Below are 26,331 nucleotides of genomic sequence, written 5' to 3'. Positions count from 1 at the left end.
GGAGGAAGCCAATTGAACGAGATTACAGAGATGCTTCCTGAAACAATAAGAAAACACGTGCTGAACCTGCCCCGGGAAGCGCTTGAAAAAATGGAAGAGATCCGCATTAGGATTTTGAAAAGAGTTGAAATTGTAGTAGCAGGCGACCCTTTGTTTTTGCCTTGCGAGGCTACATATCAAGACGGAATAACTCTATTGAATGAGCTGAGCCAATACTCCATCTATACACTTGAAGAGGAGCTGAAGCGGGGCTTTATTACCATTCAGGGCGGACACCGCGTGGGGCTGTCCGGACGTGTTATAACTGAAAATGGTGCTGTTAAAGCGATTCGTAACGTAACATCCTTTAATATTCGTGTAGCAAAACAGAAAAAGGGCATTGCTGAACCTTTTATATCCAGCATCTATCATAAAGCCTGGATGAATACAATGATTATCGGTCCTCCTCAAACAGGGAAAACAACACTGCTCCGTGATTTTGCAAGGGTTATGAGTACGGGAATAGGCAATATTCCTTCCGTAAAAGTAGGGATTGTGGATGAGCGGTCAGAAATTGCAGGCTGCATCAATGGAATTCCCCAGCATGAATTCGGCGAAAGAGTGGACGTGCTTGATGCATGTCCGAAAGCAGAGGGAATGATGATGATGATCAGGTCAATGAGCCCGGATGTGCTGGTTGTGGATGAGGCAGGCAGAATGGAAGATACCGAAGCTATATTAGAGGCCGTTCATGCAGGAGTCGGGCTTTTCATTTCTGTTCACGGCTATTCGCTTGACGACGTCATTTCACGCCCGTCGATCAGGCCTTTGGTTGAGCATGGCATTTTTAGAAGATATATAGAGCTCTCAAGAACAAGAGGTCCTGGTACGGTTCAAAAAATACTGGATGCTGATAGACGGCTGATTCGAAATGATCGGGTAGCCTGTCATGATTAAAATACTTGGAGCTGTATTTATTTTGCTTGCTACAACCTGGACAGGGTTTGAAGTGGCGAAGCATATCAGTGAGCGGCCGAGGCAGCTGAGGCAGCTTAAGGTTGCTCTGCAGGCCCTTGAGGCAGAAATTATGTATGCCCACACCCCCCTGAGGGAAGCGGCAGCTACTTTATCAAAGCAGATGCCTAAGCCTCTCTCATGGTTTTTTGAGGACTTTTCCAAACGGCTGTCCGCAGGGCATACGAGCGTCAAAGCAGCTTGGGAGAATAGCCTGCAGGAAGTTTGGCGGATGACGGCGCTAAAGCAGGGGGAATATGAAATTTTAAAGCAATTTGGCGAGACGCTCGGACAGCACGACATTATCTCGCAGCAAAAACATATTCGTCTGACTTTAACCCATCTTGAAAGAGAGGAAGCCGACGCTCTCGATAAACAAAGCCGCTATGAAACAATGCTGAAAAGCTTAGGTTTTTTATCTGGATTATTGCTCGTTATTTTATTGATGTAGCAGTCAGGAGGATTATATGCAATGGGAGTAGATGTGAATATCATTTTTCAGATAGCGGGAATCGGAATTGTTGTAGCATTTCTTCATACGATACTTGATCAAATGGGAAAGAAAGAGTATGCACAATGGGTCACATTGCTTGGGTTTATCTACATTCTGTTTATGGTAGCTTCCATTGTTGAGGATCTGTTCCAAAAAATAAAATCAGTCTTCCTCTTTCAGGGATAGGGGGGCTCTGCGATTGAAATTATCCAGATTGTCGGACTTGGTTTAGTTGCAACCTTTCTCGCGTTAATCGTAAAAGAACAAAAGCCGACATATGCTTTTATGCTTGTCGTATTTGTCGGCTGCGTCATCTTTTTATTTCTGGTTGATCAGGTTTCCCAAATTATCACGATGATTGAAAAAATTGCGCTGAATGCAAATATAAACATGATGTACGTAGAAACCATTTTAAAAATAATCGGAATTGCATATATAGCAGAGTTTGGAGCCCAAATGACAAAAGATGCCGGACAAGGCGCCATTGCCTCAAAAATTGAGCTCGGCGGAAAAATCTTGATTCTGTCCATGGCTGTTCCTATTTTAACTGTCATTATTGAAACAATTATCGGATTAATACCGGCATAATAGCGAGGCTATAAGGGGTGAGTAAAATGAAAAAAGGAATCATCGCCATCTTCTTTTTATTCTTTTTTTCTTTTCCTGTCATTGTACAAGCTTCACCCCCTCCACCGCAGCAGGATTTAATTGATCAGCAAATAGACAAGCTCGGAATTCAGGAAATCAAAAAATTCTGGGATGACATTATGACAGAGTATGGAGGGTATCTTCCTGAGAGTCAAAAGGGAAGCTTGCTTCAATTTCTAAATGGAGAAAAGGAATTGTCCTTCCAGGAATGGTCAAAAGCGTTTTTGAAATACATTTTTCATGAAATTATTGCAAACGGCAAACTCCTCGGGACTCTTATTCTGCTGACGATTTTCAGCATGCTTCTTCAGCTGCTTCAGGAAGCATTCAGCCAAAGTACTGTAAGCAAAGTAGCATATGCGCTTGTATATATGGTGCTGATGATCATCGCTCTTAATAGTTTTCATATAGCGATCGAATACACAGTGGAAGCCATCCAAACGATGACAAGCTTTATCCTGGCGCTGATTCCGCTGCTTCTCGCGCTCATGGCGGCTTCTGGAGGACTTATCTCAGCAGCGTTTTTCCATCCAGTCATCCTCTTCCTTATGAACACAAGCGGGGTATTGATTGAAAAGATCGTCCTGCCGCTGTTATTCCTCTCAGCTCTGTTAAGCATCGTAAGCACATTGACAGATCAATATAAAGTGACCCAGCTTGCACAGCTGCTTCGCAATATCAGTATTGGGCTTCTCGGGACTTTTTTAACAGTCTTTCTCGGTGTCATCTCTGTTCAGGGGGCATCTGCAGCAGTATCTGACGGAATGGCAATTCGGACTGCTAAGTTTGTCACAGGCAACTTTATTCCGGTGCTTGGCAGAATGTTTACCGATGCAACGGATACAGTCATAAGTGCTTCAGTCCTTCTTAAAAATACGGTTGGAATTATCGGTGTTGCGATCCTGCTTTTTATCGCTGCATTTCCTGCAATAAAGGTACTGACACTTGCCTTTATCTATAAATTTACGGCTGCTCTGCTGCAGCCGCTTGGCGGAGGCCCGATAATTAAATGCCTCGATATCATCAGCAAAAGCGTGATTTATATTTTTGCAGCACTTGCCATTGTTTCATTAATGTTTTTCTTAAGTATTACGGTCATTATTGCAGCTGGAAATATTACCATGATGGTGCGATAGGAGGATGAAGGCATGTCTTTTTTAACAGAATGGATAGCGAATATCATTCTATTTATTATGCTTGCTGTCATCCTTGATCTGCTGCTGCCCAATTCAGCTATGCAAAAGTACGCAAAGATGGTCATCAGTCTTCTGCTTATCGTCATCATTCTCTCGCCGATCTTCAAATTATTGTCTGCAGACATCAATACGCTTGTAGCAGATGTACAAATGGAATCGCCTGCAAAAGAAGAAGAAATAAAAAAAATGATCGATTTGCAGAAAAAAGAAATACAAGCATCTAATGATGCATATATTTTAGAAAACATGGCTGTCCAATTAAAATCACAGGCAAAAGAGGAGCTGGTGCAAAGCTATGATGTAACGATTAAACAAATCTCTCTTTCTGTAGATGAACCGTTTGAAGAAATTCAAAAAAGTCTGCAGGGCATAGAGGTAACACTCGAAGCAGAGGAAGCAGGATCTGAAGCAGTTGAAACCATTCAGCCAGTTGACCTGGGTGCAGCAGAAACAGCAGAGACTCAAAAAGAAAATCAAATCAGGCGGGCATCAGAGATTAAAGCATATCTTGCAAGTATCTGGGAAGTTGACCCTGAGAAGATTTCCTTGAAAATGGAAGGAGGGGAGGGCAGCACAGATGAGTAATCCAAAGAATTTGTTTGAGAAGTTAAAAAGCATGCTGAACACAGAAAACGGCAAAAAACCGACTAAATATCACTATGTATTAATCGTTTTGGCACTTGGCATAGGTTTTATGCTTGTCAGCAATCTTTTTACAAATGAGGCAAGTTTGCCGAAGGTGTCGCAAGTATCCGGTCTAACATCATCAACTGAAAAAGATGCCGATGTTTTTAAACCCTCTGATGAAAACGGGGGATCAGGGTCTATCGATAAATATGAACAGGAATATGAAAATCAATTAAAAGAAGCGCTCGATTCAATGATCGGAATTGAGAATGCACTTGTAGTCGTCAATGTAGATGCCACATCAGAGCAAATTCTTGAAAAAAACAGCGTGTCGCAAAGCCAGACGACAGAAGAGACGGATCCTCAAGGCGGAAAGAGGACGGTCGAAGATGGATCTACTGAAGAATCCGTTGTCATTATCCGAAAGGGAGAGCAGGAAACCCCAATCATCCTTCAGACTAAAAAACCGGAAATCAGGGGAGTGCTTGTTGTTGCTGCGGGTGCTGATAACATTCAAATAAAAAAATCAATTGTTGAAGCTGTAACAAGAGTGCTTGGGGTACCGAGCCACCGCGTTGCAGTTGCAGCTAAAAAAGGGAAATAGAGGAGGATTCATGAATGATGCTTAAAAAACAAACGGTTTGGTTATTAACAATGTTAAGTTTGGTTGTAGTTTTATCTGTCTACTATATTACAACACCTGATGAAGTGAAAAACGATGTGGCATTGACTGGGGCAGAGGCTGAAAAAGATGAAAAAGCAGACGCTGATAAAGAAACAGAAAAAGAAAGCGATAAAGGGGAAGTAACAATCGAAGAAGCAGAAGATGGAACTGTTGTATCGGTCTCAAATGATGAGCTGTTTGCTACAATGCGCATGCAGCTGGAAGATACGAGAAGTGCAAGAAAAGAAAGCTTAGAGGATATCGTGGCAAGCAAAGATGTTTCAGCCGCTGAAAAAAGTGCTGCAAGAGATGAAATGAATGCGATCGATGAAGCGGTGGCAAATGAGGAGATTCTTGAGACATTCATCAAATCCAATGGCTATGACGATGCTCTAGTCCGCATCGAAGGAGAGAAAGTAAAAGTAACCGTGAAAGCGAAAGAGAGCTCAGCATCCGAAGCAAATAAAATTATTCAATTAGTAAGCAGTGAAATGAAAGGCATGGAAGATGTAGCGGTTACATTGGAGCCTTCTAATCAATAAATAGCGACTTCCCCGTGTGTCTGATACACGGGGATTTTCTATTTAATTGGTGTAATCGTTTCATATTTGTTAAATTTAACTTATAATTTAAAGTAGTCTTTCATTTTAAGATCCTCTTCCTAAGGAAAGAATTAATATTGAATTCCATGACTCACCTGTCGTAAGATATATAATAGGACTAAGTTTTAGTACTAGATTATAAAACGAAAAAGATGGTCTAAATCATCAAGAATTTGAATAGGGGTGCCAGCAGATGTTGAAGATACAAGAAATCAGAGAACTGATCAAACTCATTGACCAGTCTTCTATCGATGAATTTACGTATGAACATGAAGGGTCAAAAATCAAATTAAAAAAACATTTAGATGAATTAGAGAAACCTGCAAATCGCATTACATCAGTTGCAGCAGCAGAACAGAATCCAATCCCTGCTCCGCAAGCTGTGGCAGCACTGCAGGAAATAAAAGAGGAGCCTAAGAAAGAAGCCGAGGCCCCTGTTAAGGAAGAATCATTACATAAAATCACGTCTCCAATGGTAGGAACGTTTTATGCTGCATCTTCACCGGAAACAGACGACTATGTAAAAGTAGGATCTAAAATTACTTCTGATTCAGTTGTCTGTATCGTAGAAGCAATGAAATTGTTTAATGAAATTGAAGCAGAAGTAAAAGGGGAAATTGTTGAGATTTTAGCTGAAAATGGTCAGCTTGTTGAATACGGTCAGCCATTATTCCTTGTCAGACCAGAGTAAGGAGAGAAACTATGATTAAGAAATTGCTTATAGCAAACAGAGGAGAAATTGCGGTTCGGATTATTCGGGCATGCAAAGAACTTGGAATAGAGACGGTTGCAGTCTTCTCAGAAGCAGACAGAGATTCTTTACATGTCCAGCTGGCAGATGAAGCATTTTGCGTCGGACCGACAGCGTCAAAAGACAGCTATTTGAATTTCACGAACATTATTAGTGTTGCAACATTGACAGGCAGTGATGCAATCCACCCGGGCTACGGGTTTTTAGCTGAAAATGCTGACTTTGCAGAGCTATGCCAGGAATGCAACATAATCTTTGTAGGACCAAGCGCAGACGCGATTTCAAAAATGGGAACCAAGGATGTTGCAAGAGAAACGATGAGAAAAGCGGGAGTTCCAATTGTTCCAGGTTCACAGGGAATTATTAAAGATTCAGGCGACGCTGTTTCGCTTGCTAATGATATCGGATATCCTGTTATAATCAAAGCAACAGCAGGCGGCGGCGGAAAAGGCATCCGCGTTGCAAAAACGGAACAAGAGCTGATTAAAGGCATTCAAATTACTCAGCAGGAAGCAGCAACTGCTTTTGGCAATCCAGGCGTCTATATTGAAAAGTACATTGAGGATTTCAGACATGTGGAAATTCAGGTTATGGCGGATTCGCTTGGCAATGTCATTCATTTAGGTGAAAGAGATTGTACAATTCAGCGCAGGCTCCAAAAGTTGCTTGAAGAAACACCTTCTCCTGCATTGTCGGCGGAAATGCGCGAGATCATGGGGAGAGCTGCTGTTAAAGCAGCAGAGGCTGTAAATTACACAGGAGCGGGAACGGTAGAATTCATTTTTGATTATCTTGAAAATAAGTTTTATTTCATGGAAATGAATACACGTATTCAAGTAGAACATCCCGTGACTGAAATGGTAACCGGCATTGATTTGATCAAAGAACAGATTAAAGTAGCATCAGGATCTGCCCTTTCAGTTAAACAGGAAGATGTGGTCTTCAATGGCTGGTCCATCGAATGCCGTATCAACGCGGAGAATCCGGAGAAGAATTTTATGCCGTCACCTGGTAAAATAGAAATGTACTTGCCGCCCGGAGGACTGGGTGTTAGAGTAGATTCAGCTGTGTACCCGGGCTATTCAATTCCGCCATACTATGATTCGATGATTGCGAAACTGATTACGTATGGTGCAACGCGTGAGGAAGCAATCGCGAGAATGAAACGCGCCCTTGGTGAATTTGTGATTGAAGGGATTTCAACAACGATTCCCTTTCATCAAAAGCTGCTTGAACATGAAACGTTTGTTTCAGGAGAGTTTAATACGAAATTTTTAGAAATCCATAAAGTAATGGAAGCTTGAAAAATATATGGAGGTGCTGATTCTTGAAAGAAAACAAATTACTTGAAATGACTCATGAAGAAAATGGTCTTGGCAAAGTTGAAATTGCTCCTGAGGTCATTGAGGTTATTGCCGGGATTGCAGCTTCCGAAGTAGAAGGCGTTGCCCAAATGCGCGGCAACTTCGCATCTGGCGTAGTTGAGCGTTTAGGGAAAAAGAATCACGGTAAAGGTGTAAAAGTTGATCTTTCAGAAGATGGAATTACGATTGATGTATATTGTGTCATGATGTTCGGAGTTTCAATTCCTACAGTTGCTCAGCGCATTCAGGATAATACGCGACAAGCTTTATACAACATGACAGCACTTGAAATCAATGAAATCAACATCCATGTAGTTGGAATTCAGTTTGAAACAAAGTCTCAGGAAATTGAAATTGACCAGGAAATGTAAAGCCAGAGGAGATCTTCCTTTGGTTTTTTTTTTCTTAAATAGATTGAACATTTGATTAACTACGAATAATAAAATGTGTATGAAGTTTTTTATTCGGTATTTCAGCAGAAAACGTTTTTAACGATGTGCTTCTGTCAGTGAAATATGGTATTATCTTTTTATGACATTTCGACATTTTTGTACATAAAGGAGCAAGAACAAATGAAACGAAGATTAGCAAGGGAAAAAGCGCTGCAGGCACTCTTTCAAATAGATGTAAGTGATATTGAACCAAAAGAAGCGATGTCTCATGCGCTTGACGGGGAAGATCTGGATGAGTTTATGACTGCTCTTGTTCTAGGAACAATTGAGCATATGGCAGAGATCGATGAGCAAATTAAACCTCATTTAGTGAAATGGAAACTCGAAAGACTTGCAAATGTAGATCGATCTGTACTGCGTCTTGCGGTATACGAAATGATGTATATTGATGAAATTCCAGTTAATGTAACTCTCGACGAAGCAATTGAACTCGCAAAAACTTTTGGGGATGATCAATCACCTAAGTTTATTAATGGTGTCCTCTCAAACATTAAGCATACTATTGAAAAATAAGCAATCATAACATCCGAGGAGGAACAAAACAATGACAGCTTCAATAATCAGCGGAAAAGAATTAGCACAGGAAAAACGCAAACAGCTTGCACAAGAAGTGAAAGAATTAAAAGAGCAAGGTGTCGTACCAGGACTTGTCGTAATTTTAGTAGGCGATCATCCAGCATCTATTTCTTATATTAAAGGAAAACAGAAAGCGTCAGAAGAAATCGGGGTGGCATTCACGCTTGAACATTTTCCTGAAACAATGAAAGAAGAAGAGCTTTTGGATGTTATTGATAAATATAACCATGATGAAAGCTGCCACGGCATCCTAGTTCAGCTTCCATTACCGGACCATATTCAAGAAAAAGCAGTCATTGAAAAAATTTCTCCTGCAAAAGATGTAGATGGATTTCATCCTCTGAATATCGGACAAATGATGATCGGAGAAGATACTTTTTTGCCTTGTACACCTGCAGGAATCGTAGAAATGATAAAATCTGCAAACATTGAAATTGCCGGCAAACATGTTGTAGTGGTAGGACGCAGCAATATCGTAGGTAAGCCGGTCGGTATTTTGCTTTTGAATGAGCATGCTACCGTAACGTATTGTCATTCAAGAACTCCAGACTTAAAAGAAGTAACGAAGCAAGCCGATATTTTGGTTGTAGCTGTGGGCAGAGCTAATTTCATAACAGGCGAGCATATAAAACAGAATGCTGTAGTTATCGATGTTGGTGTGAACAGGCTTGAAACAGGGAAGCTGTGCGGAGATGTCGTTTTTGAAGATGCGAAGCAAATCGCCAGCCATATCACTCCTGTTCCGGGCGGAGTAGGTCCGATGACGATTACAATGCTTGCTCACAATGTAGTAAAATCAGCAAGAATTTCAGCTGTTAGACTGCAGGTAAGTAAAGAGCTTTAAAGGAGTCCTGCTCAATGAGTGAAATCAAGCATGTGACAGTTACGGCATTAACAAAGTATATTAAACGAAAATTTGATGTCGATCCCCACCTGAAGGATATTTGGGTGAAGGGTGAACTTTCGAATGTTAAAATGCACAGCCGCGGCCATATGTATTTCACATTAAAGGATGAAGGGGCGCGAATTGCAGCCGTTATGTTTGCAGGTCAAAATTCATCGCTTAAATTCAAGCCTGAAAATGGCATGAAAGTGCTGCTGCGCTGCGAAATTTCGGTGTATGAACCGAGCGGCACCTATCAAATATACGTGAAAGAAATGCAGCCTGACGGTATTGGAAGTCTGTACCTTGCATATGAGGAACTAAAAAAGAAACTCGAACAAGAAGGGCTGTTTGATCAAAAGCACAAACAGCCGATTCCTAAATACCCTTCAACAATAGGTGTCATTACTTCGCCTACGGGAGCTGCAGTCCGGGATATTTTAATTACAATCAAGCGCCGTTATCCTTCTGCAAAAGTCATCATTCTCCCTGCACTTGTGCAGGGAATCCATGCTGGCCCATCAGTTGTCAAAGCGATTAAGCAGGCCAATGCATTAGGGTATCTGGACGTGCTTATTGTTGGCCGCGGCGGTGGATCCATTGAAGAATTATGGGCTTTTAACGAAGAAATGGTTGCAAGAGAAATTTTCAGTTCCAAAGTTCCGGTTATCTCGGCAGTGGGACATGAAACGGATTATACAATCGCAGATTTTGTTGCCGATTTAAGGGCGCCTACTCCAACGGGAGCTGCAGAGCTTGCAGTGCCGCATTTTGCAGAGCTGCTGGAGCGGACAAGCAATAGGCAAACACGTTTGCTGCGTGCTATGCAGGAAAAGATTTCAGCGAAAAAAGAGCAATTGGCCTACTACCAAAAGTCGTATGCCTTCAAATATCCGAAGCAGCTGTATCAGCAAAAGGAACAGCAGCTCGATGATTTAGTAGAGTCACTGCAAAAAGAAAGCCTTAGGTCTATTCAGCTGAAAAAGGACAATTTTGATCAATTAAAAAAACGGTTATACCGTCTGCATCCCCGTGAACAAATCCATCGTGAAAAAGAGAAGCATCAGCAATTGATAAAGAAAATGACTAGAGATATGTCCGTTCTGCTGCGTCAAAAACAGACTGAATTTCAGTCAATGGCTGCAAGCCTGAACGCACTGAGCCCGCTGAAAATAATGGAGCGCGGATACAGCATTGCTTATCAGGACGAAGATCTCGTGAAAAGCATCTCACAAGTCAAAACCGGTGATAAACTTCACATTCAAATGCAGGACGGGCATGTTAATTGCCAAGTTACAGGAGTGGAGGAACGAAAAGCTTATGAGTGAAAAAAAAGAAGCTACTTTTGAACAAGCAATGGAAGAGCTTGAACAAATAGTTGAAAAGCTTGAAGAGGGCGATGTGCCTTTAGAGAAAGCAATTGCTTATTTTCAAGACGGGATGAAGCTTTCAAAACTTTGCCATGATAAGCTGCAGACGGTTGAAAAGCAAATGGATCAGATTCTCCGCGAGGACGGAGAGCTTGCTCCTTTTGATCTGCAGGAGGAAGAGTAATGACGCTGTCTCTAGAAAATTTTCTTTCTTCCAGAAAAGAATTAATTGAGGGGAAATTGCCTTTATACGTCAGCGGCCTTAAAGGTCCTGCTTCTATTAAGGAAGCGATGATTTATTCACTGAGCGCCGGAGGCAAAAGGATTCGTCCAGCACTGGTATTAGCTGTGCTGAATGCTTTTGGAAAGCGTGAAGAGATTGGTATTCCTGCTGCTTGTGCAGTGGAGATGATTCATACATATTCCCTCATTCATGATGACCTTCCCTCAATGGATGATGATGATTTGAGAAGGGGAAAACCAACAAATCATAAAGTATACGGAGAAGCGCTCGCTATTCTTTCAGGAGACGGTCTGTTGACCCACAGTTTTGGTCTTATAGCCGATCAGCAGGACATCTCTGCAGAGAAACGCCTTGCATTGATCAGCGAATTAGTAAAAGCTTCAGGCATTGAAGGAATGGTCGGCGGTCAGGTGGCAGACATGCAGGGGGAAGCAAAAAACCTGCCGCTTTCAGAATTAGAGTATATTCATGAACATAAAACGGCAAAACTATTGGCTTTCAGCATTATCGCAGGAGCAATCTTAGCTGAAGCATCCAATGATGAAATCGCAAAGCTGCGTGAGTTTGCCTATCACATTGGAATTGCTTTTCAAATTCAGGATGATATTTTAGACATTGAAGGCCAGCAATCTAAAATAGGAAAACCTGTCGGATCGGATGAAACAAATAAAAAAACAACCTATCCGTCCCTGCTGACTTTACCAGGTGCAAAACAGAAACTTGAAGATCACATCAGCCATGCTAAAGCCATTTTGGCAAATATAAACATCCAATCGGGGTTACTTGAAGAATTATGCGATTTAATTGCTTCAAGAGATCATTAAATCAAAAACGTGACAGCTGATTGTCACGTTTTTGGTTATAAACGTTTTTCCCCCCTCTATTCCGTTTCTCCAACTGCATGAAAACCTCTTCAATCTGTTATAGCACACCATCAAATTGAGGTTTTTATAACGGTATGTTATACTTACACCATATTTTATACATATCTCTTCCAAACAGCGCGGGATACCAGGATGAAAATAGAATTTCATGAAATGCTGCAAATGTCGCCGTTATCACAGCTGTGTTAGCGGCTATTTTATACTAAAAGAACCAGGTAGAAAATGAACTGAAAGTGAGTGATCCATTTGGATCTGTTATCCATTAAAGACCCTTCATTCCTTAAAAAGCTATCAAATAATGAACTTGAGCAATTGAGTGCTGAAATCCGTAAATTTTTAATTGAGAAGCTCTCTGTCAGCGGCGGACATATCGGTCCTAACCTCGGTGTTGTGGAACTGACAATTGCTTTGCATAAAATATTTGACAGCCCAAATGATAAATTCCTGTGGGATGTCGGGCATCAATCGTATGTTCACAAAATATTGACTGGACGAGCATGCGAATTCGATACAATCAGACAATATCAGGGTCTGTGCGGATTTCCTAAACGCAACGAAAGTGAACACGATGTTTGGGAAACAGGACACAGTTCCACTTCTTTATCTGCAGCAATGGGCATGGCCATTGCAAGAGATTTAAAGGGAACGAAAGATCATATCGTGCCGATTATCGGGGATGGCGCCCTGACTGGAGGTATGGCTCTTGAAGCACTTAATCATATCGGACATGAACAAAAAGATATGATCATCATTTTAAATGATAATGAGATGTCAATCGCACCAAATGTCGGTGCTCTTCATAATGTGCTTGGAAAATTAAGAACTGCCGGCAAATATCAATGGGTAAAAGATGAGCTTGAATATATTCTTAAAAAAATCCCTGCGGTTGGCGGAAAGCTTGCAGCTACTGCCGAACGAGTAAAAGACAGCTTAAAATATATGCTTGTATCAGGCATCTTTTTCGAGGAGCTTGGAATTACATATCTTGGACCTGTAGATGGACATAATTATGATGATCTTTTTGAAAATCTGCAGTATGCAAAGAAAACAAAAGGACCTGTACTTTTGCATGTCATTACAAAAAAAGGCAAGGGTTATCAGCCTGCAGAAACAGATAAAATTGGAACATGGCATGGAACTGGCCCATATAAGATTGAAACGGGAGATTTTGTAAAAGGTGAAACAGCGGGCCCTGCATGGAGCAGTCTTGTCAGTGAGACAGTTAGAAGAATGGCGCGTGAAGACGATCGTATCGTTGCAATTACACCAGCTATGCCTGTCGGTTCAAAGCTTGAAGGCTTTGCAAGCGAGTTTCCTGACCGAATGTTTGATGTAGGAATAGCAGAACAGCATGCAACAACTGTAGCTGCAGGCCTTGCAACTCAAGATATGAAACCGTTTCTGGCCATTTATTCAACCTTCCTTCAGCGTGCTTATGATCAGGTTGTTCATGATATTTGCCGTCAAAACCTGAATGTGTTCATAGGAATTGACCGATCGGGATTAGTTGGTGCTGATGGAGAGACGCATCAGGGTGTCTTTGATATCGCGTTCATGAGACATTTGCCGAACATGGTAATCATGATGCCAAAAGATGAAAATGAAGGGCAGCATTTAGTCTATACTGCGCTCAAATACAATGAAGGACCAATAGCGCTTCGTTATCCAAGAGGGAATGGAATTGGCGTGAAAATGGATGATGAGTTAAAAGAAATTCCTATTGGAACCTGGGAAGTAATCAGAGAGGGGACAGATGCTGTTATTCTGACATTCGGCACCACGATTGAAATGGCTATGCAGGCTGCAGAAAGCCTGGCGGAAAAAGACATTTCGGTCCGTGTTGTCAATGCAAGATTTATCAAACCTCTTGATGATGCCATGCTTTCACAGATCTTTATTGAAAAATTACCGGTGCTGACAATCGAAGAGGCTGTTCTGCAAGGCGGATTTGGAAGTGCAGTGCTTGAGTTTGCTCAAGAGCAAGGCTATTCAGATGCTGTTATAGACCGAATGGGCATTCCTGACCGTTTCATTGAGCATGGCAGTGTAAGTAAACTGATGAATGAAATAGGTTTAACAGCTGCTCACGCAGAGGAACGGATATTAAGCATATCAAAAGCGAAAGAGAAAAGGGTTTAGTGAATGGGTTCGAAAAAAGAAAGAATTGATATTCTCCTCGTTGAAAGAGGGCTGATTGAAACGAGAGAGAAAGCTAAGCGCGCCATTATGGCGGGGCTTGTTTATGCAAATGAAGAAAGAGTTGAAAAGCCGGGCGAGAAAGTGGATCCGGCCATGAATCTTACCATTAAGGGCAATATGCTGCCTTATGTAAGCCGGGGCGGATTGAAGCTTGAAAAAGCATTAAAGGAATTTGATCTTACCGTAGAAAATAAAATTCTCCTTGATATTGGTTCTTCAACTGGCGGATTTACTGATTGTGCCCTGCAAAATGGGGCCAAGCTGTCATATGCCCTTGATGTTGGCTATAATCAGCTTGCGTGGAAACTTCGTCAGGATGAACGGGTTGTTGTGATGGAACGGACAAATTTCAGATATTCCACTCCTGCTGATTTTACGGAAGGACTGCCTGAAATAGCTTCCATAGATGTTTCGTTTATCTCTCTGACATTAATTTTGCCTGCACTTAAAAAAATTCTTATTGCCGGCGGTGACTGCATCGCTCTTGTTAAACCTCAGTTTGAAGCCGGAAGGGAACTGGTGGGCAAGAAAGGGATTGTCAGAGAACCAAAAACGCATAGGATGGTTTTGGAATATATTACTGATTTCGCGTTAAAAGAAGGATATGACTGCTGTAATCTGTCTTTTTCTCCCATAACAGGAGGAGACGGCAACATTGAATTCCTGCTGCATCTGCGCTGGAATGGGTCAGACGAGTCTGGGACAATGAGGCTGCCAAATACAATCGACAGTGTTGTGGAAAATGCCCATGATGAACTAAAGAGCAAAAAATCGGAACAGGAATAATAGAGCAGCTATTATTCCTGTTTGTTTTGATTAAAATAAGAACACACACTTCGACAAAAACGTGTACTTTTTTGCAGATATCATATAACATATTCAGTATAAACATACAGTTAACAAGGGGTGCCTAATGAATAAAGGTCAAAGACACATAAAAATCCGCGAGCTGATTACTCATAATGAAGTTGAAACTCAGGATGAGTTAGTGGACATGCTTAAGGAAGCTGCCTTCAACGTGACACAGGCCACTGTTTCAAGGGATATAAAAGAGCTTCATCTCGTTAAAGTGCCTATGCTTGACGGCAGATACAAATACAGCCTTCCGGCAGATCAGCGTTTTAATCCGCTGCAAAAGCTGAAGCGGGCTTTAATGGATGCCTTCGTAAAAATTGATTCAGCAGGGCATAACATTGTCATGAAAACATTGCCGGGGAACGCAAATGCCATAGGGGCGTTAATTGATAATCTTGATTGGAATGAGATTTTGGGCACAATTTGCGGAGATGATACGATTCTCATCATTTGCCGGTCGCCAGAGGATACTGCGACCATTTCTAAGCGTTTTCTAGATATGCTGTAATAATGAAACATTTGAGGGGGGATCCGGCGCTGTGTTAGCGGAACTTTCAATAAAAAACTTTGCAATCATTGAATCATTGACTGTCTCCTTTGAGAAAGGGCTGACAGTACTAACTGGAGAAACCGGAGCAGGGAAATCCATTATCATTGATGCCGTCCATTTGCTTGTCGGCGGAAGAGGCTCATCTGAATTTGTTCGTTACGGGGAGAAACGTGCTGAATTAGAGGGTCTTTTTTTACTTGATGATGAAAAACATCCATGTATAGACAGATGCAATGATTTTGGAATCGACACGAGCGACGGCATGATTGTTTTAAGACGCGACATTTCATCCTCGGGAAAAAGCATCTGCCGTATTAACGGGAAGCTTGTAACCATTGGAATTCTCAGGGAAATCGGACAAATGATTATTGATATTCATGGACAGCATGACAATCAGGAGCTTATGAACGAAGAAAATCACTGGAAGCTTCTCGATCAGTTCGGTTCCGGAAAAATTAATCATGCTCTTGCTTCATACAGAGAAATTTACAATACATATGCTAAGCTCGTGAAAAAAATAAAACAGCTGTCTGAAAATGAACAGGAAATGGCCCACAGGCTTGACTTGATTCAATTTCAGCTTGAAGAAATAGAAAAGGCAGATTTGAAAATCAAAGAAGATGAGCGGCTTATGGAGGAAAAAAGCCAAATATCCAACTTTGAAAAAATATTTGAATCACTTCAAAACAGCTATAATGCCTTGCACGGCGAGCAAAGAGGGCTAGATTATATTGGACATTCCATGAGTCAATTAGAAGAGGTATCAGCTATTAATGACTCGCTGAAAGAAATGTCCGAAACCATTTCGAACTGCTATTACATGCTTGAGGATTTATCCTTTCAGATTCGAAATGAGCTCGATCAATTGGAATTTGATCCAGAGCGGTTGAATGAAATTGAAACAAGACTTGGCGAAATTACGCATCTCAAAAGAAAATACGGACAGGATGTAGAAGAAATCCTTGAATATGCAGCAGCAATTGAAGAGGAAATAGATACAATCCAAAACCGTGACAGTCATTTGTTCAAGCTGAAAAACGAGTTAGACAGCCTTGTGAAAGATCTTATCGTTGAAGCAAAGAACGTGACAGCCGTCCGGAAAAAAAGTGCTGCTGAGCTGACGAAGCAAATTCAGCGGGAGCTGAAAGAATTATATATGGAAAAAACAAAATTTGAAGTTGTTTTTAGTGTTAGGCAAGGCAGCAAGGATGCACCTCAAATTGATGGTGTCCCTGCGAAATTTGGTGAAAATGGTGTGGATGAAACGGAATTTTACATATCGACAAATCCTGGAGAACCATTAAAGCCGCTTTCTAAAATTGCTTCTGGCGGAGAGCTTTCAAGAATCATGCTTGCAATGAAAAGCATCTTTTCAAAGCATCAGGGTGTCACCTCAATTATTTTTGATGAAGTGGATACAGGTGTCAGCGGCCGTGTCGCCCAGGCGATTGCAGAAAAAATCTATAAAGTATCTGTCGGTTCGCAAGTGCTTTGTATTACACATCTTCCGCAAGTTGCGGCAATGGCCGATACACACCTTTTCATTTCAAAAGAAACAGTTAAAGGAAGAACCAAAACAAGCGTAAAACCTCTTTTAGAAGAGGAAAAAATAAAAGAAGTCGGCAGGATGATTGCCGGCGTTGAAGTAACGGATTTAACAAAACAGCATGCAAAAGAACTGCTGGCTCTTGCTGATACGGTCAAGAGCCTGTAAATACTGCCATCATCGGCAGTATTTTTTTTGTTTGCCGGCTATACAGACCGGAATATCCGGATGAAGGATTCAATCCCTTCCTTTTTTCTGTGCATTAAACACGTTATACATCAAATCAGCAACATTTTCTTTTTATATCAGTTATAAATGCGCCTTCAGAAGGCAAAATTAATGAATGTAGCCAATGTATTGGTGTGGTGTCAGGAGCGAGGAGAGTGTGTATATTTGAGCTTTGATAAAATTAGAAAAATAATTGGTTGTATTCTCCTTGTTTCTTTAATGAGTTTAGGATTTGTAAAACCTGTTAAAGAATACATTCAATTGCCAAATTCTTTAACCGTATTTGAAAATCAGCAATTATCAATGGAAACATCTCTGCAGGCTGGTGCAAACTCCGGCGATTCAGAACATGTTTTTTCTATTAAAACTGGCGCTGAATCCCTTCAGATTGAAGGCAAGCAAAGCGGAGTTGGCGAAATAGTATTTGATTTAGCCGGTATTCCAATTAAAAAAGTGAATGTAAAAGTGCTTGAAGATTTTAAAATCATACCAGGCGGCCAATCAATCGGTGTAAAACTGAATACGCTTGGTGTTCTGGTTGTAGGTCATCATCAAATTAAAACAGCCGAAGGTAAAAAATCACCTGGCGAAATTGCAGGTGTCCAAGTCGGTGATATTATAAAAAAGATAAATGGCTCTACAGTCGAAAACATGAGTGATGTAACACCTTTTATTCAGGATGCAGGAAAAACAGGCAAGCCTTTGGATTTAGTCATATCGAGAGAAAATAAAGAAATTGAAACGAAATTAGTTCCTCTTAAAGATGAGAATGAACGTGCCTACCGAATTGGTTTATATATACGTGACTCTGCAGCAGGAATTGGGACCATGACATTTTATGATCCTAATTCAAAAAAATATGGGGCTCTGGGCCATGTGATTTCAGATATGGATACGAAAAAGCCGATAGTCGTTCAGGATGGCCAAGTTGTCAGATCTACGGTGACATCGATTGAAAAAGGAAGCAACGGAAATCCTGGTGAAAAGCTGGCAAGGTTTTCAAGCGACCGTCAAGTGATCGGCAATATTACGCGCAACAGCCCATTCGGAATATTTGGCAAGCTGAATGAGGACATGTCAAATGGTCTTTATGATGAGCCGATGCCAATCGCGTTATCCAACGAAGTAAAGGAAGGTCCGGCTCACATATTGACGGTAGTCGATCAGGACAAAGTGGAAGAATTTGATGTGGAAATTGTCAGTTCAACTCCTCAAAAGTTTCCTGCTATTAAAGGGATGGTTATAAAGATTACCGACCCGGCGCTTTTAGCGAAATCAGGCGGAATTGTTCAAGGGATGAGCGGCAGCCCGATTATTCAAAATGGAAAAGTGATAGGAGCCGTCACACATGTATTTGTAAATGACCCAACTTCAGGTTATGGCGTTCATATCGAATGGATGCTGAGCGAAGCGGGCATTGATATTTATCATAAAGATGCAAAAAAAGCGAGCTGATAAATTAGCTGTTGAGACAAGTTTCTTAACAGCTATTTTTTTTGGCTTTATTTATCGTTCACAATTAGGTAAAATAAGTGAAAGAAGATTTTTCGACAAAACTGTTTAACCTTGGAAATGTTAAATAGTGTAAAACGTCGAAATCGTGAGGAAATTGAAGAATAATTTAGAAATTTCATTTTTTTGGTATTTTTTAAAAAAATAAGAGGAATTTATGTTGCATTGTCGAAATTCTCATTTAGAATGATGTATAGAGATACTATCGATTTAGGCGGGAAATGAAGACTGAGGAGGAAGCTTAATTGAAGAATATAAAAGTGTGTGTCGTTGACGATAATCGCGAGTTAGTGGGGCTTTTGGATGAATTTATTTCAAGTCAGGAAGACATGGAAGTGCTTGGCATTGCATATAACGGACAAGAGTGTCTGAATATGTTAAAGGATAAAGACCCTGATGTGCTTGTTTTGGATATTATCATGCCTCATCTGGACGGACTTGCTGTTTTAGAAAAAGTGAGGGAGATGGAAAAATCCAAACAGCCTAACGTCATTATGCTGACTGCCTTTGGACAGGAAGATGTTACGAAGAAAGCAGTTGACCTTGGTGCCTCATATTTCATTTTAAAACCTTTTGATATGGAAAACCTGGTCAATCATATTCGACAAGTCAGCGGTAAATCAGCAGCACCGATTCTTTCAAGATCGAACTCCTCTCTCAGATCCCAGTCAGAAAATAAAGGAAGAAACCTTGATGCAAACATTACAAGCATTATTCACGAAATAGGCGTTCCTGCTCACATTAAAGGCTATTTATATTTAAGAGAGGCCATTTCAATGGTTTATAATGATATTGAACTGCTCGGTTCTATAACGAAAGTACTATACCCTGATATCGCCAAAAAATATAATACGACAGCAAGCCGTGTCGAGCGTGCAATCCGTCATGCGATTGAAGTAGCATGGAGCCGGGGGAATATTGAATCCATTTCCTCTTTATTCGGATATACAGTAAGCATGTCTAAAGCTAAACCAACTAATTCTGAATTCATCGCAATGGTCGCTGACAAATTGCGTTTAGAGCATAAAGCTTCTTGAGAGAGATAGAATCTTAGAAGCAGGTGTCTTGTAAGCCAACGAATTTTTAGAATTTATACTAAATATCGATTTCAAAACCTATAAACTTTTTCTGGAATGACCAATGAACAAAAAAATTCGTTGGTCTTTTTATTTTGTCTTTACCTCCAGCCTTGGTCCTGGATATGTATGGCATTGCCATATACTTGAACATGCGGGTATTGAAATGATGAGATCCGTTTAAGTATTGCCTTAAAGATTCTAGTTATCAAAATCAATTATGTACAAGTTGAACTCGTAACATGAATTTTTCCGCTGAAGAGGCAGTTATATTTACTATCTCCAGTCTGAGTACCTCCAAAAATTTTGACATTAAAACCGCTGTAAGGGCCATGCTGCAGGGGGAATTACAGTTTAATATATGTTTATTCACTTATTGCAACCCAATCATTATTACATGCTCTACATAGTATATTTAGGGATTATTATCATTGAAGTCACTTTTTCAGGATTAATCTCCAAATAAATGCTTAAAAGGAGTGATATGGATGTTTGGCTATGGTGGTTTTGGCGGCGGTTACGGCGGTCGTTGCTGTGGTGGTTACGGCGGTGGCTACGGCGGTGGCTACGGTGGTGGCTTCGCACTAATTGTTGTCCTGTTTATTTTACTAATCATTATTGGTGCTAGCTTTATTGGTCGATATTAAATCATATTTATTTTATAAGATGACTTCAGTATTGAACTGGTGTCATCTTATTTAAATCCGATTGTTAATGATCACAATTAATATTCAATTTCCACACTTTTTAATTAAAACCGGCTGAAGATTGGATTGAAAAGCAGCATATACTTGTTCAATTAACGGGTGCGTAAGTTATAAGTTGAGTGAGCAAATTTAGGACTGAGTCCATATTGTAGTTATTCCATTAAAGGAGGCAATTAAACCGCCTCTTATTGAATGCTATTCGAAACTAAAGGAGCAGTTTATGTAAAGGTGGCGATTGCAGCACAGTGTGATCGCGATTTCCTTATTAAGGACTTGGGCAGTTTAGTTGAATAAAGGTGTAAAAAAGAATGCCATAGTTTTCATCTTACTTAAAAACTAAGCATTCTTATTTTATAAACAATGACATCAATGCAGGTTTTTTTTCATACTATATTTTTGGGGTGAAAAAATGCCAAGAGTAAGTTACCGAAATTCAGACGTTGATTTAATGGCAAGGATGATGAGAGCAGAAGCCGAAGGTGAAGGAAAACAAGGAATGTTATATGTAGGCAATGTAATTGTTAATCGTCTTAAAGCAAATTGTTTAGACTTTAAAAATTTAAGATCAATTCCACAAGTCATTTTTCATGTACAAGGAGGAAATTATTCTTTTGAAGCTGTTCAAAAAGGTAATGTATTTTATAATAGAGCGAGAACTGTTGAAAAAAGATTAGCAAAACAGAATTTGGATTATTGGAGACAGCACCCAGGGAAATATGCTCTTTGGTATTTTAATCCATATGCTCCATGCCCTCCAACATGGTACGGTCAACCTTTTGCGGGTCAATTTAAACAACATTGTTATTATGAACCTAAACCTGGAACATGTGATACTGTTTATAGCGGTTAGGTGAAGTTTTATTGTAATTTGCCTTTTTGGTGCTGCGAATACAAAATTTTTAGTAGCAGGTGCTTGTAGCCAACCATATTCATTCAATGCAACTCCTGTAGGTAATGTATCAGCTGTCTGCAGAAAAAAAGATTGAAACCCTTTAGTTGTACACTTTTTCAAAATCTTGCTTTCTTGGATAAAATACTATTTCTAAATATTTGATATATAAAAAAAGGGATCACCTGCTAACCAGGAAGTTCCCTTTTTATTTCGTAAGATATTTTTATGAGGAACACATTGCATATATTGAAGAAAAAATTACAGAGACTTTCAAAAAGTTCAACCAGTGAAAAGAAGTAAAGAAACAAGAGATCTTATTAAGAAAAAATCATGTTCATATAGTTGGTGTGGAAGAAGTTTGAAAACAGAGAAAGTAACAATGCCTAAGAAAAATTTTCCAATTTGGGGCTACCTCTTTACATATGAAGATGCTAAAATACAGTTAAGAAAAGGTTAAGGAAATTTTTCTAAAGCTGATAAAGCTTCTTGATAGGGATAGAATCTTAGAAGCTGGATGATAAAAAAGAACCCAATCAACTGAAATTGGGTTCTTAGCCTTTTACTCGTTATTGTCTTTCTTATTCTGCATTTCAGCGAGCTTAGCAAGAAGGATATGCTGAGGCATATGCATGATTTGTTCAATCGGCACGTTTAGTTCCTCAGCAAGCTTTATCGCTGTTTCAGCTGATATTGGTAGTGGTCTCATAGGTCTTTCATGCTCCTTTCAAAAAATAATGAAACAGGTGATGTTTTTGACCAAAATATTTGGACACCGCGGTGCTGCAGGTACCTGTCCTGAAAATACGATGCCTTCTTTTAAGGCAGCGATTGAATCAGGTGCAGATGGAATTGAATTAGATGTTCACCTCTCGAAGGACGGAGTTCCAGTTGTCATTCATGATGAATCGGTTGACCGTACTACAAATGGCAAAGGTTTTGTAAAAGACTTAACCTTTTCGCAGCTTAAAAACCTGGATGCAAGCTATCTTTTTCCTGAGTACTCCGGAAAAGCATTTATCCCATCCCTTGAAGAAGTGCTGGCATGGAGCAGTTCTTCAGATTTTCTTCTGAATATTGAACTTAAAAATGACCGGATTCCATATCAGGATCTTGAAGAAAAGGTGATACAGCAGATTTTCACTTACAAACTGCAAAATCGAGTCATTCTCTCATCTTTTAACCATGAAAGCCTGATGCTGTGTCATAGAATCTCAAGTGAACTGGAAACAGCAGCTCTTTTAAGCGAAAGGCTGTTTGAACCATGGAATTATGCTAAGACACTCTCAGCAAGAGCGATCCATCCTGTTCATTATGCCGCTGACCCGCATGTCATCTTCCATTCTCAGGCTAACGGTATTCAAGTTCGTCCTTTTACTGTCAACGATGAGCAGACAATGCAATTCCTTTTTAAAGCAGAGTGTGCAGGATTTTTCACGGATTATCCCGAAAAAGCTTTATCGTTAAAAAAGAAATAATTTGACCCCGTTTATCTCAAACTAACGGGGTTCTTTTGTTTTTCTGAAATTTTTTCTGCACTTTATTTCGTTTGCGGTCACGGTAAAAAATAAATCCTGCAACAAAACTTAATCCTCCTGCAAATAAAAGCAGCCCGGCAATAAATTGCAGCCATAGGTTTGGAAAAGGTGCCTGAAGAATACCGAAGAGCATGTCACGCATTAATTTAATGCCGTAGCCTGCCAAAACTCCAGGTATCACCATTATTAATAGAGCGAAAATTCGTATCATTTTTTGTAATCCTTTCCCCTTCTTCTTTTAAATTGTTCAACGAAAAAAACAATTTGTCAAGTGAACAAAAACTGATATGATGAAACTGTGCAAAATTTTGCAAAAATCATTTATAATTATATATTACATAAAACGGTAAGGGGTAATCATTATGCAAAAGGTCTTGTTGGTGGGGGCGGGACAAGGCGGGACAACACTGCTCAAAATGCTTATGGAAATAAAAGCTATGGAAATCATAGCGGTTGTGGATATTGAGCCGGATGCGCCAGGAATGCAGCTTGCAAAAAAGCTGGGAATCTTGACAAGTTCTGAATGGAAGCCGCTTTTATCCAATAAGATCAATATTGTCATAGAGGCAACTGGCAGCAATGAGGTCTTTGAGGACCTTCTTAAATGCAGAAGCAGGAATACGGTTATTATTCCGGGCACTGTCGCTCACATCATTTCCAATCTTATCAATCAGAAAGAAAATTTGATTACAGCTTTAAAGGATATAACACATAAACATGAAACTATTTTTGATTCAACGAATGATGGCATGATCGTCATTGATGATAAGGAACGGGTTATCCTATTTAATAAAACAGCAGAGCGGATGACAGGGCTAAAAAAGGGAGATGTAATTGGCCGTCTAATCGAAGAGATGATTCCTTCAAGCAAGCTTCCTAGGATTCTGAAAACAAAAGAAGTCGAAATGAATCAGGAACAGGTTCTTGAAAATGGTCTTAAAATCATTACGACGAGGATCCCGATCTTTGATGACACAGGAGCACTGCTCGGCGCCCTTTCTTTGTTTAAAGATATCACTGATATAGTGAACCTGGCAGAAGAGATGACGAACTTAAAGGAGATTCAAACGCTCCTTCAGGCCATCATTCAATCATCTGACGAGGCCATTTCTGTTGTAGATGAAGAAGGAAGAGGAATTCTAATCAATCCTGCCTATTCAAGGATGACTGGCCTGACAGAAGAACAAGTGCTGGGAAAGCCTGCAACGGCTGATATTTCTGAAGGTGAAAGCATGCATATGAAGGTTCTTGAAACGAGGAGACCTGTAAGAGGCGTGAGGATGAAGGTGGGTCCGGGCAAGAAAGATGTCATTGTAAATGTAGCTCCGATCATTGTGGATGGGATACTAAAAGGAAGTGTAGGCATTATTCATGATATGTCCGAGATCCAAACTTTAACAACAGAATTGAACAGGGCCAGACAAATTATCAGAACACTAGAAGCGAAGTATGCCTTTGAAGATATCATTGGAGCAAGCGAAGAAATCAAACTTGCGATTGAGCAGGCCAAGCTTGGAGCTAAAACACCTGCGACTGTTCTTCTCAGAGGGGAATCAGGGACAGGAAAAGAGCTATTTGCCCATGCGATACATAACGCAAGTGACAGGAAGTATAACAAGTTTATCCGTGTGAATTGTGCGGCTATTTCAGAAACACTGCTTGAAAGTGAACTGTTTGGCTATGAGGAAGGGGCATTCTCAGGAGCGAAACGGGGCGGAAAAAGAGGGTTTTTTGAAGAAGCCAATAAAGGGAGCATTTTTCTGGATGAAATTGGAGAACTTTCGGCAAATGTACAGGCCAAACTGCTTCGGGTGCTGCAGGAAAAAGAAATTGTCAGGGTCGGTTCGACAAAGTCCATTCCAATCAATGTGAGAGTCATTGCCGCAACAAATATTAATATAGAAAAAGCTATGGCAGACGGCACTTTCCGAGAAGATTTGTATTACAGATTAAATCGCTACCCAATTTCCATTCCACCGCTCAGGAACAGAAAAAGAGATATCCCAATGCTTGCTGAGCACCTAATCAGGAAACTAAATCAGGACTATGGCAGAAGTATTGAAGGAATTGAAGAATCAGCTTTGGACAGGCTTGTTGCGCACAGCTGGCCCGGGAATGTAAGAGAACTTGAGAATGTCATTGGAAGAGCCATGATTTTTATGAAATACAATGAAATGGAAATTGCCGCTACGCATTTGCCGGAACTTGCGCAGAATGATGAAAAAAAGTCAGGCGGAAAAGCCTATCCCATAGAAAGTGCAGGCAATCAAACTCTTGCAGAATCCATAGAGCAGCTTGAGGAAGTGCTCATAAGGGAAGCACTGAACAAGCATAACTTTAATCGGACAAAAACCGCCCTTTCATTAGGTATTTCGCTTAGAAACCTGTATTATAAAATAGAAAAATACAATCTTGCAAAGTAATGCATGCAATTAATTGCAAGGTATGAAAAAAAATGCATGTTTTCTGTATGAAAAGATGAAGCGTTTACATGTTATTATGTTGGCACGCTTCTTGCATTATAAAATAACGGGTGCTGTGAATACATCTTGAAGGGATTGAAAACACGATGAACTTAGAAGACCTGCTAGAAAAAGCAGCCCGGCTTGAGAACAAAACGGTAGCAGTTGCATCTGCAGAAGATGCAGAAGTGCTTGAAGCAGTTATAGAGGCTTCAGAGCGGGGGCTTGCCAATTTTATTTTGTTCGGAAATAAAGAAGAAATCGAAATCATGCTTCAAGAAAGAAGTACGGATGTAAACAAGTTTTCAATTAGGCATGCAAGATCCGTTGACCAGGCTTCAGAATTTGCAGTTAAAGCTGTCTTTCAAAATGAAGCTGATGTTTTAATGAAAGGAAATGTTCCGACTGCCGTTATTTTAAAGGCTGTTTTAAACAAGGAATACGGACTTCGAACAGGCAAAATTCTTTCACATGTTGCTGTTTTTGAGGTGCCCGGCTACGACAGATATACAATTGTAACGGATGCAGCAATGAATCTTGCACCAGATCTAGACCAGAAAAAGCAAATTCTTGCAAATTCTGTCATGGTTGCAAGGAAGATTGGAATAGACATTCCAAAGGTGGCTCCGCTTGCAGCTGTTGAAGTTATAAATCCTTCCATGCAGGCAACGATTGATGCTGCTGCTCTAACGCAAATGAACAAAAGAGGCCAGATTAAAGATTGTATCGTTGATGGTCCCCTTGCACTTGATAATGCTGTTTCATTTGAAGCTGCAGAGCATAAAGGCATCAAAAGCGAAGTGGCAGGACAGTCTGATATCCTTTTAGTACCAACCATTGAAGTTGGAAATGTTTTATATAAATCGCTCATGTATTTTGCAAATGCAAAAGTAGGAGCCATTGTTGCAGGGGCAAAAGCGCCGATTGTTTTAACAAGCCGTGCTGATTCAGCCGAAAGCAAACTTTATTCGCTCGCTTTGGCGATTTGTTCAAGTTAAGGGAAAAAGCTAAACTTAAGAATA

Annotated in this window: 30 protein-coding genes; 28 read left to right on the top strand and 2 right to left on the bottom strand. The window is 40.3% G+C overall.

What is annotated here, in order from left to right; genetic code table 11:
* Nucleotides 1–12: 12 nt before the first annotated feature.
* The 25 genes from spoIIIAA to QLQ22_RS17430 all read left to right on the top strand — a co-directional run bounded on the left by spoIIIAA (nt 13) and on the right by QLQ22_RS17430 (nt 21,270).
* A complete protein-coding gene (gene spoIIIAA, locus QLQ22_RS17545; protein WP_252207179.1) occupies nt 13–936 on the top strand; it encodes a stage III sporulation protein AA in 924 nt (307 codons plus the stop codon).
* Nucleotides 929–1,444, top strand: coding sequence for a stage III sporulation protein SpoIIIAB (gene spoIIIAB / locus QLQ22_RS17540; protein ID WP_223436620.1), 516 nt, complete (start codon nt 929–931; stop codon nt 1,442–1,444). Before spoIIIAA ends, spoIIIAB begins: the two co-directional genes overlap by 8 nt.
* Before the next feature lie 21 nt (nt 1,445–1,465).
* The gene (gene spoIIIAC, locus QLQ22_RS17535) at nt 1,466–1,672 is read left to right on the top strand and encodes a stage III sporulation protein AC (protein WP_029279768.1); all 207 of its coding nucleotides are present in this window, start codon (nt 1,466–1,468) and stop codon (nt 1,670–1,672) included.
* A 12-nt stretch (nt 1,673–1,684) separates the two neighbouring features.
* The gene (spoIIIAD, locus tag QLQ22_RS17530; RefSeq protein ID WP_223443542.1) at nt 1,685–2,074 is read left to right on the top strand and encodes a stage III sporulation protein AD; all 390 of its coding nucleotides are present in this window, start codon (nt 1,685–1,687) and stop codon (nt 2,072–2,074) included.
* A gap of 26 nt (nt 2,075–2,100) precedes the next feature.
* Nucleotides 2,101–3,270, top strand: coding sequence for a stage III sporulation protein AE (gene spoIIIAE, locus QLQ22_RS17525; protein ID WP_223436618.1), 1,170 nt, complete (start codon nt 2,101–2,103; stop codon nt 3,268–3,270).
* A 12-nt stretch (nt 3,271–3,282) separates the two neighbouring features.
* Nucleotides 3,283–3,915, top strand: a complete 633-nt coding sequence (gene spoIIIAF / locus QLQ22_RS17520) for a stage III sporulation protein AF (RefSeq protein ID WP_252207178.1) — start codon at nt 3,283–3,285, stop codon at nt 3,913–3,915.
* Entirely contained in the window at nt 3,908–4,561 is a 654-nt protein-coding gene (gene spoIIIAG, locus QLQ22_RS17515; protein WP_223436615.1) for a stage III sporulation protein AG, read from the top strand. The genes spoIIIAF and spoIIIAG overlap by 8 nt, the downstream gene beginning before the upstream one ends.
* A 17-nt stretch (nt 4,562–4,578) precedes the next feature.
* Complete coding sequence (locus tag QLQ22_RS17510; protein ID WP_223443539.1) at nt 4,579–5,163, top strand: SpoIIIAH-like family protein; 585 nt, start codon at nt 4,579–4,581, stop codon at nt 5,161–5,163.
* A gap of 253 nt (nt 5,164–5,416) precedes the next feature.
* Complete coding sequence (gene accB / locus QLQ22_RS17505) at nt 5,417–5,914, top strand: acetyl-CoA carboxylase biotin carboxyl carrier protein (RefSeq protein ID WP_223436613.1); 498 nt, start codon at nt 5,417–5,419, stop codon at nt 5,912–5,914.
* 11 nt (nt 5,915–5,925) lie between these two features.
* Nucleotides 5,926–7,278 (top strand): acetyl-CoA carboxylase biotin carboxylase subunit, encoded by a 1,353-nt coding sequence (gene accC / locus QLQ22_RS17500; RefSeq protein WP_223436611.1) that lies wholly within the window; start codon nt 5,926–5,928, stop codon nt 7,276–7,278.
* A 23-nt stretch (nt 7,279–7,301) separates the two neighbouring features.
* Nucleotides 7,302–7,709, top strand: a complete 408-nt coding sequence (locus QLQ22_RS17495; RefSeq protein ID WP_223436610.1) for an Asp23/Gls24 family envelope stress response protein — start codon at nt 7,302–7,304, stop codon at nt 7,707–7,709.
* 201 nt (nt 7,710–7,910) lie between these two features.
* Nucleotides 7,911–8,303, top strand: coding sequence for a transcription antitermination factor NusB (nusB, locus tag QLQ22_RS17490; protein ID WP_223436607.1), 393 nt, complete (start codon nt 7,911–7,913; stop codon nt 8,301–8,303).
* A gap of 31 nt (nt 8,304–8,334) precedes the next feature.
* Nucleotides 8,335–9,210, top strand: a complete 876-nt coding sequence (gene folD, locus QLQ22_RS17485) for a bifunctional methylenetetrahydrofolate dehydrogenase/methenyltetrahydrofolate cyclohydrolase FolD (protein WP_223436604.1) — start codon at nt 8,335–8,337, stop codon at nt 9,208–9,210.
* 14 nt (nt 9,211–9,224) lie between these two features.
* Entirely contained in the window at nt 9,225–10,577 is a 1,353-nt protein-coding gene (xseA, locus tag QLQ22_RS17480; protein ID WP_284015273.1) for an exodeoxyribonuclease VII large subunit, read from the top strand.
* Entirely contained in the window at nt 10,570–10,803 is a 234-nt protein-coding gene (locus QLQ22_RS17475; RefSeq protein WP_070876663.1) for an exodeoxyribonuclease VII small subunit, read from the top strand. The genes xseA and QLQ22_RS17475 overlap by 8 nt, the downstream gene beginning before the upstream one ends.
* The gene (locus QLQ22_RS17470) at nt 10,803–11,687 is read left to right on the top strand and encodes a polyprenyl synthetase family protein (protein WP_284015272.1); all 885 of its coding nucleotides are present in this window, start codon (nt 10,803–10,805) and stop codon (nt 11,685–11,687) included. Before QLQ22_RS17475 ends, QLQ22_RS17470 begins: the two co-directional genes overlap by 1 nt.
* A 306-nt stretch (nt 11,688–11,993) precedes the next feature.
* On the top strand, nt 11,994–13,886 hold the full coding sequence (dxs, locus tag QLQ22_RS17465; RefSeq protein WP_223436599.1) for a 1-deoxy-D-xylulose-5-phosphate synthase: 1,893 nt from the start codon (nt 11,994–11,996) through the stop codon (nt 13,884–13,886).
* Nucleotides 13,887–13,889: 3 nt separating this feature from the next.
* Nucleotides 13,890–14,732, top strand: coding sequence for a TlyA family RNA methyltransferase (locus QLQ22_RS17460; RefSeq protein ID WP_252207176.1), 843 nt, complete (start codon nt 13,890–13,892; stop codon nt 14,730–14,732).
* A 127-nt stretch (nt 14,733–14,859) separates the two neighbouring features.
* Nucleotides 14,860–15,309, top strand: a complete 450-nt coding sequence (gene ahrC, locus QLQ22_RS17455; protein ID WP_223436595.1) for a transcriptional regulator AhrC/ArgR — start codon at nt 14,860–14,862, stop codon at nt 15,307–15,309.
* Nucleotides 15,310–15,340: 31 nt separating this feature from the next.
* Nucleotides 15,341–17,065 (top strand): DNA repair protein RecN, encoded by a 1,725-nt coding sequence (gene recN, locus QLQ22_RS17450; RefSeq protein ID WP_284015271.1) that lies wholly within the window; start codon nt 15,341–15,343, stop codon nt 17,063–17,065.
* Between the two features lie 225 nt (nt 17,066–17,290).
* The gene (gene spoIVB / locus QLQ22_RS17445) at nt 17,291–18,580 is read left to right on the top strand and encodes a SpoIVB peptidase (RefSeq protein WP_223436591.1); all 1,290 of its coding nucleotides are present in this window, start codon (nt 17,291–17,293) and stop codon (nt 18,578–18,580) included.
* Nucleotides 18,581–18,882: 302 nt separating this feature from the next.
* The gene (gene spo0A, locus QLQ22_RS17440) at nt 18,883–19,674 is read left to right on the top strand and encodes a sporulation transcription factor Spo0A (protein WP_223436589.1); all 792 of its coding nucleotides are present in this window, start codon (nt 18,883–18,885) and stop codon (nt 19,672–19,674) included.
* Nucleotides 19,675–19,777: 103 nt separating this feature from the next.
* Nucleotides 19,778–19,897, top strand: coding sequence for a multicopper oxidase domain-containing protein (locus QLQ22_RS25195; protein ID WP_223436587.1), 120 nt, complete (start codon nt 19,778–19,780; stop codon nt 19,895–19,897).
* A 304-nt stretch (nt 19,898–20,201) separates the two neighbouring features.
* Entirely contained in the window at nt 20,202–20,360 is a 159-nt protein-coding gene (locus QLQ22_RS17435; RefSeq protein ID WP_223436586.1) for a YjcZ family sporulation protein, read from the top strand.
* A gap of 469 nt (nt 20,361–20,829) precedes the next feature.
* On the top strand, nt 20,830–21,270 hold the full coding sequence (locus QLQ22_RS17430) for a cell wall hydrolase (RefSeq protein ID WP_284015270.1): 441 nt from the start codon (nt 20,830–20,832) through the stop codon (nt 21,268–21,270).
* A gap of 601 nt (nt 21,271–21,871) precedes the next feature.
* On the opposite strand, the gene QLQ22_RS17425 is transcribed toward QLQ22_RS17430, so the two are convergent.
* Nucleotides 21,872–22,018, bottom strand: a complete 147-nt coding sequence (locus QLQ22_RS17425; RefSeq protein ID WP_284015269.1) for a YycC family protein — start codon at nt 22,016–22,018, stop codon at nt 21,872–21,874.
* Between the two features lie 46 nt (nt 22,019–22,064).
* Here QLQ22_RS17425 and QLQ22_RS17420 point away from each other — a divergent pair, with 46 nt between their 5' ends.
* Entirely contained in the window at nt 22,065–22,787 is a 723-nt protein-coding gene (locus QLQ22_RS17420; protein WP_284015268.1) for a glycerophosphodiester phosphodiesterase, read from the top strand.
* A 16-nt stretch (nt 22,788–22,803) separates the two neighbouring features.
* Here QLQ22_RS17420 and QLQ22_RS17415 read toward each other — a convergent pair whose 3' ends face one another.
* The gene (locus QLQ22_RS17415) at nt 22,804–23,058 is read right to left on the bottom strand and encodes a DUF2627 domain-containing protein (RefSeq protein ID WP_223436578.1); all 255 of its coding nucleotides are present in this window, start codon (nt 23,056–23,058) and stop codon (nt 22,804–22,806) included.
* 151 nt (nt 23,059–23,209) lie between these two features.
* Between QLQ22_RS17415 and QLQ22_RS17410 the strand changes: the two genes are divergently transcribed.
* The gene (locus tag QLQ22_RS17410; RefSeq protein WP_252207175.1) at nt 23,210–25,270 is read left to right on the top strand and encodes a sigma 54-interacting transcriptional regulator; all 2,061 of its coding nucleotides are present in this window, start codon (nt 23,210–23,212) and stop codon (nt 25,268–25,270) included.
* A gap of 146 nt (nt 25,271–25,416) precedes the next feature.
* Nucleotides 25,417–26,307 (top strand): phosphate butyryltransferase, encoded by an 891-nt coding sequence (gene yqiS / locus QLQ22_RS17405; protein WP_223436574.1) that lies wholly within the window; start codon nt 25,417–25,419, stop codon nt 26,305–26,307.
* The last annotated feature ends 24 nt before the right edge of the window (nt 26,308–26,331 follow it).

The organism is Metabacillus hrfriensis (assembly GCF_030127205.1).
Taxonomy (GTDB): Bacteria; Bacillota; Bacilli; order Bacillales; family Bacillaceae; genus Bacillus_P; species Bacillus_P dongyingensis.
Note: the sequence above shows the minus strand (reverse complement) of the source record. Positions and strands in the feature narration are given on the sequence as shown.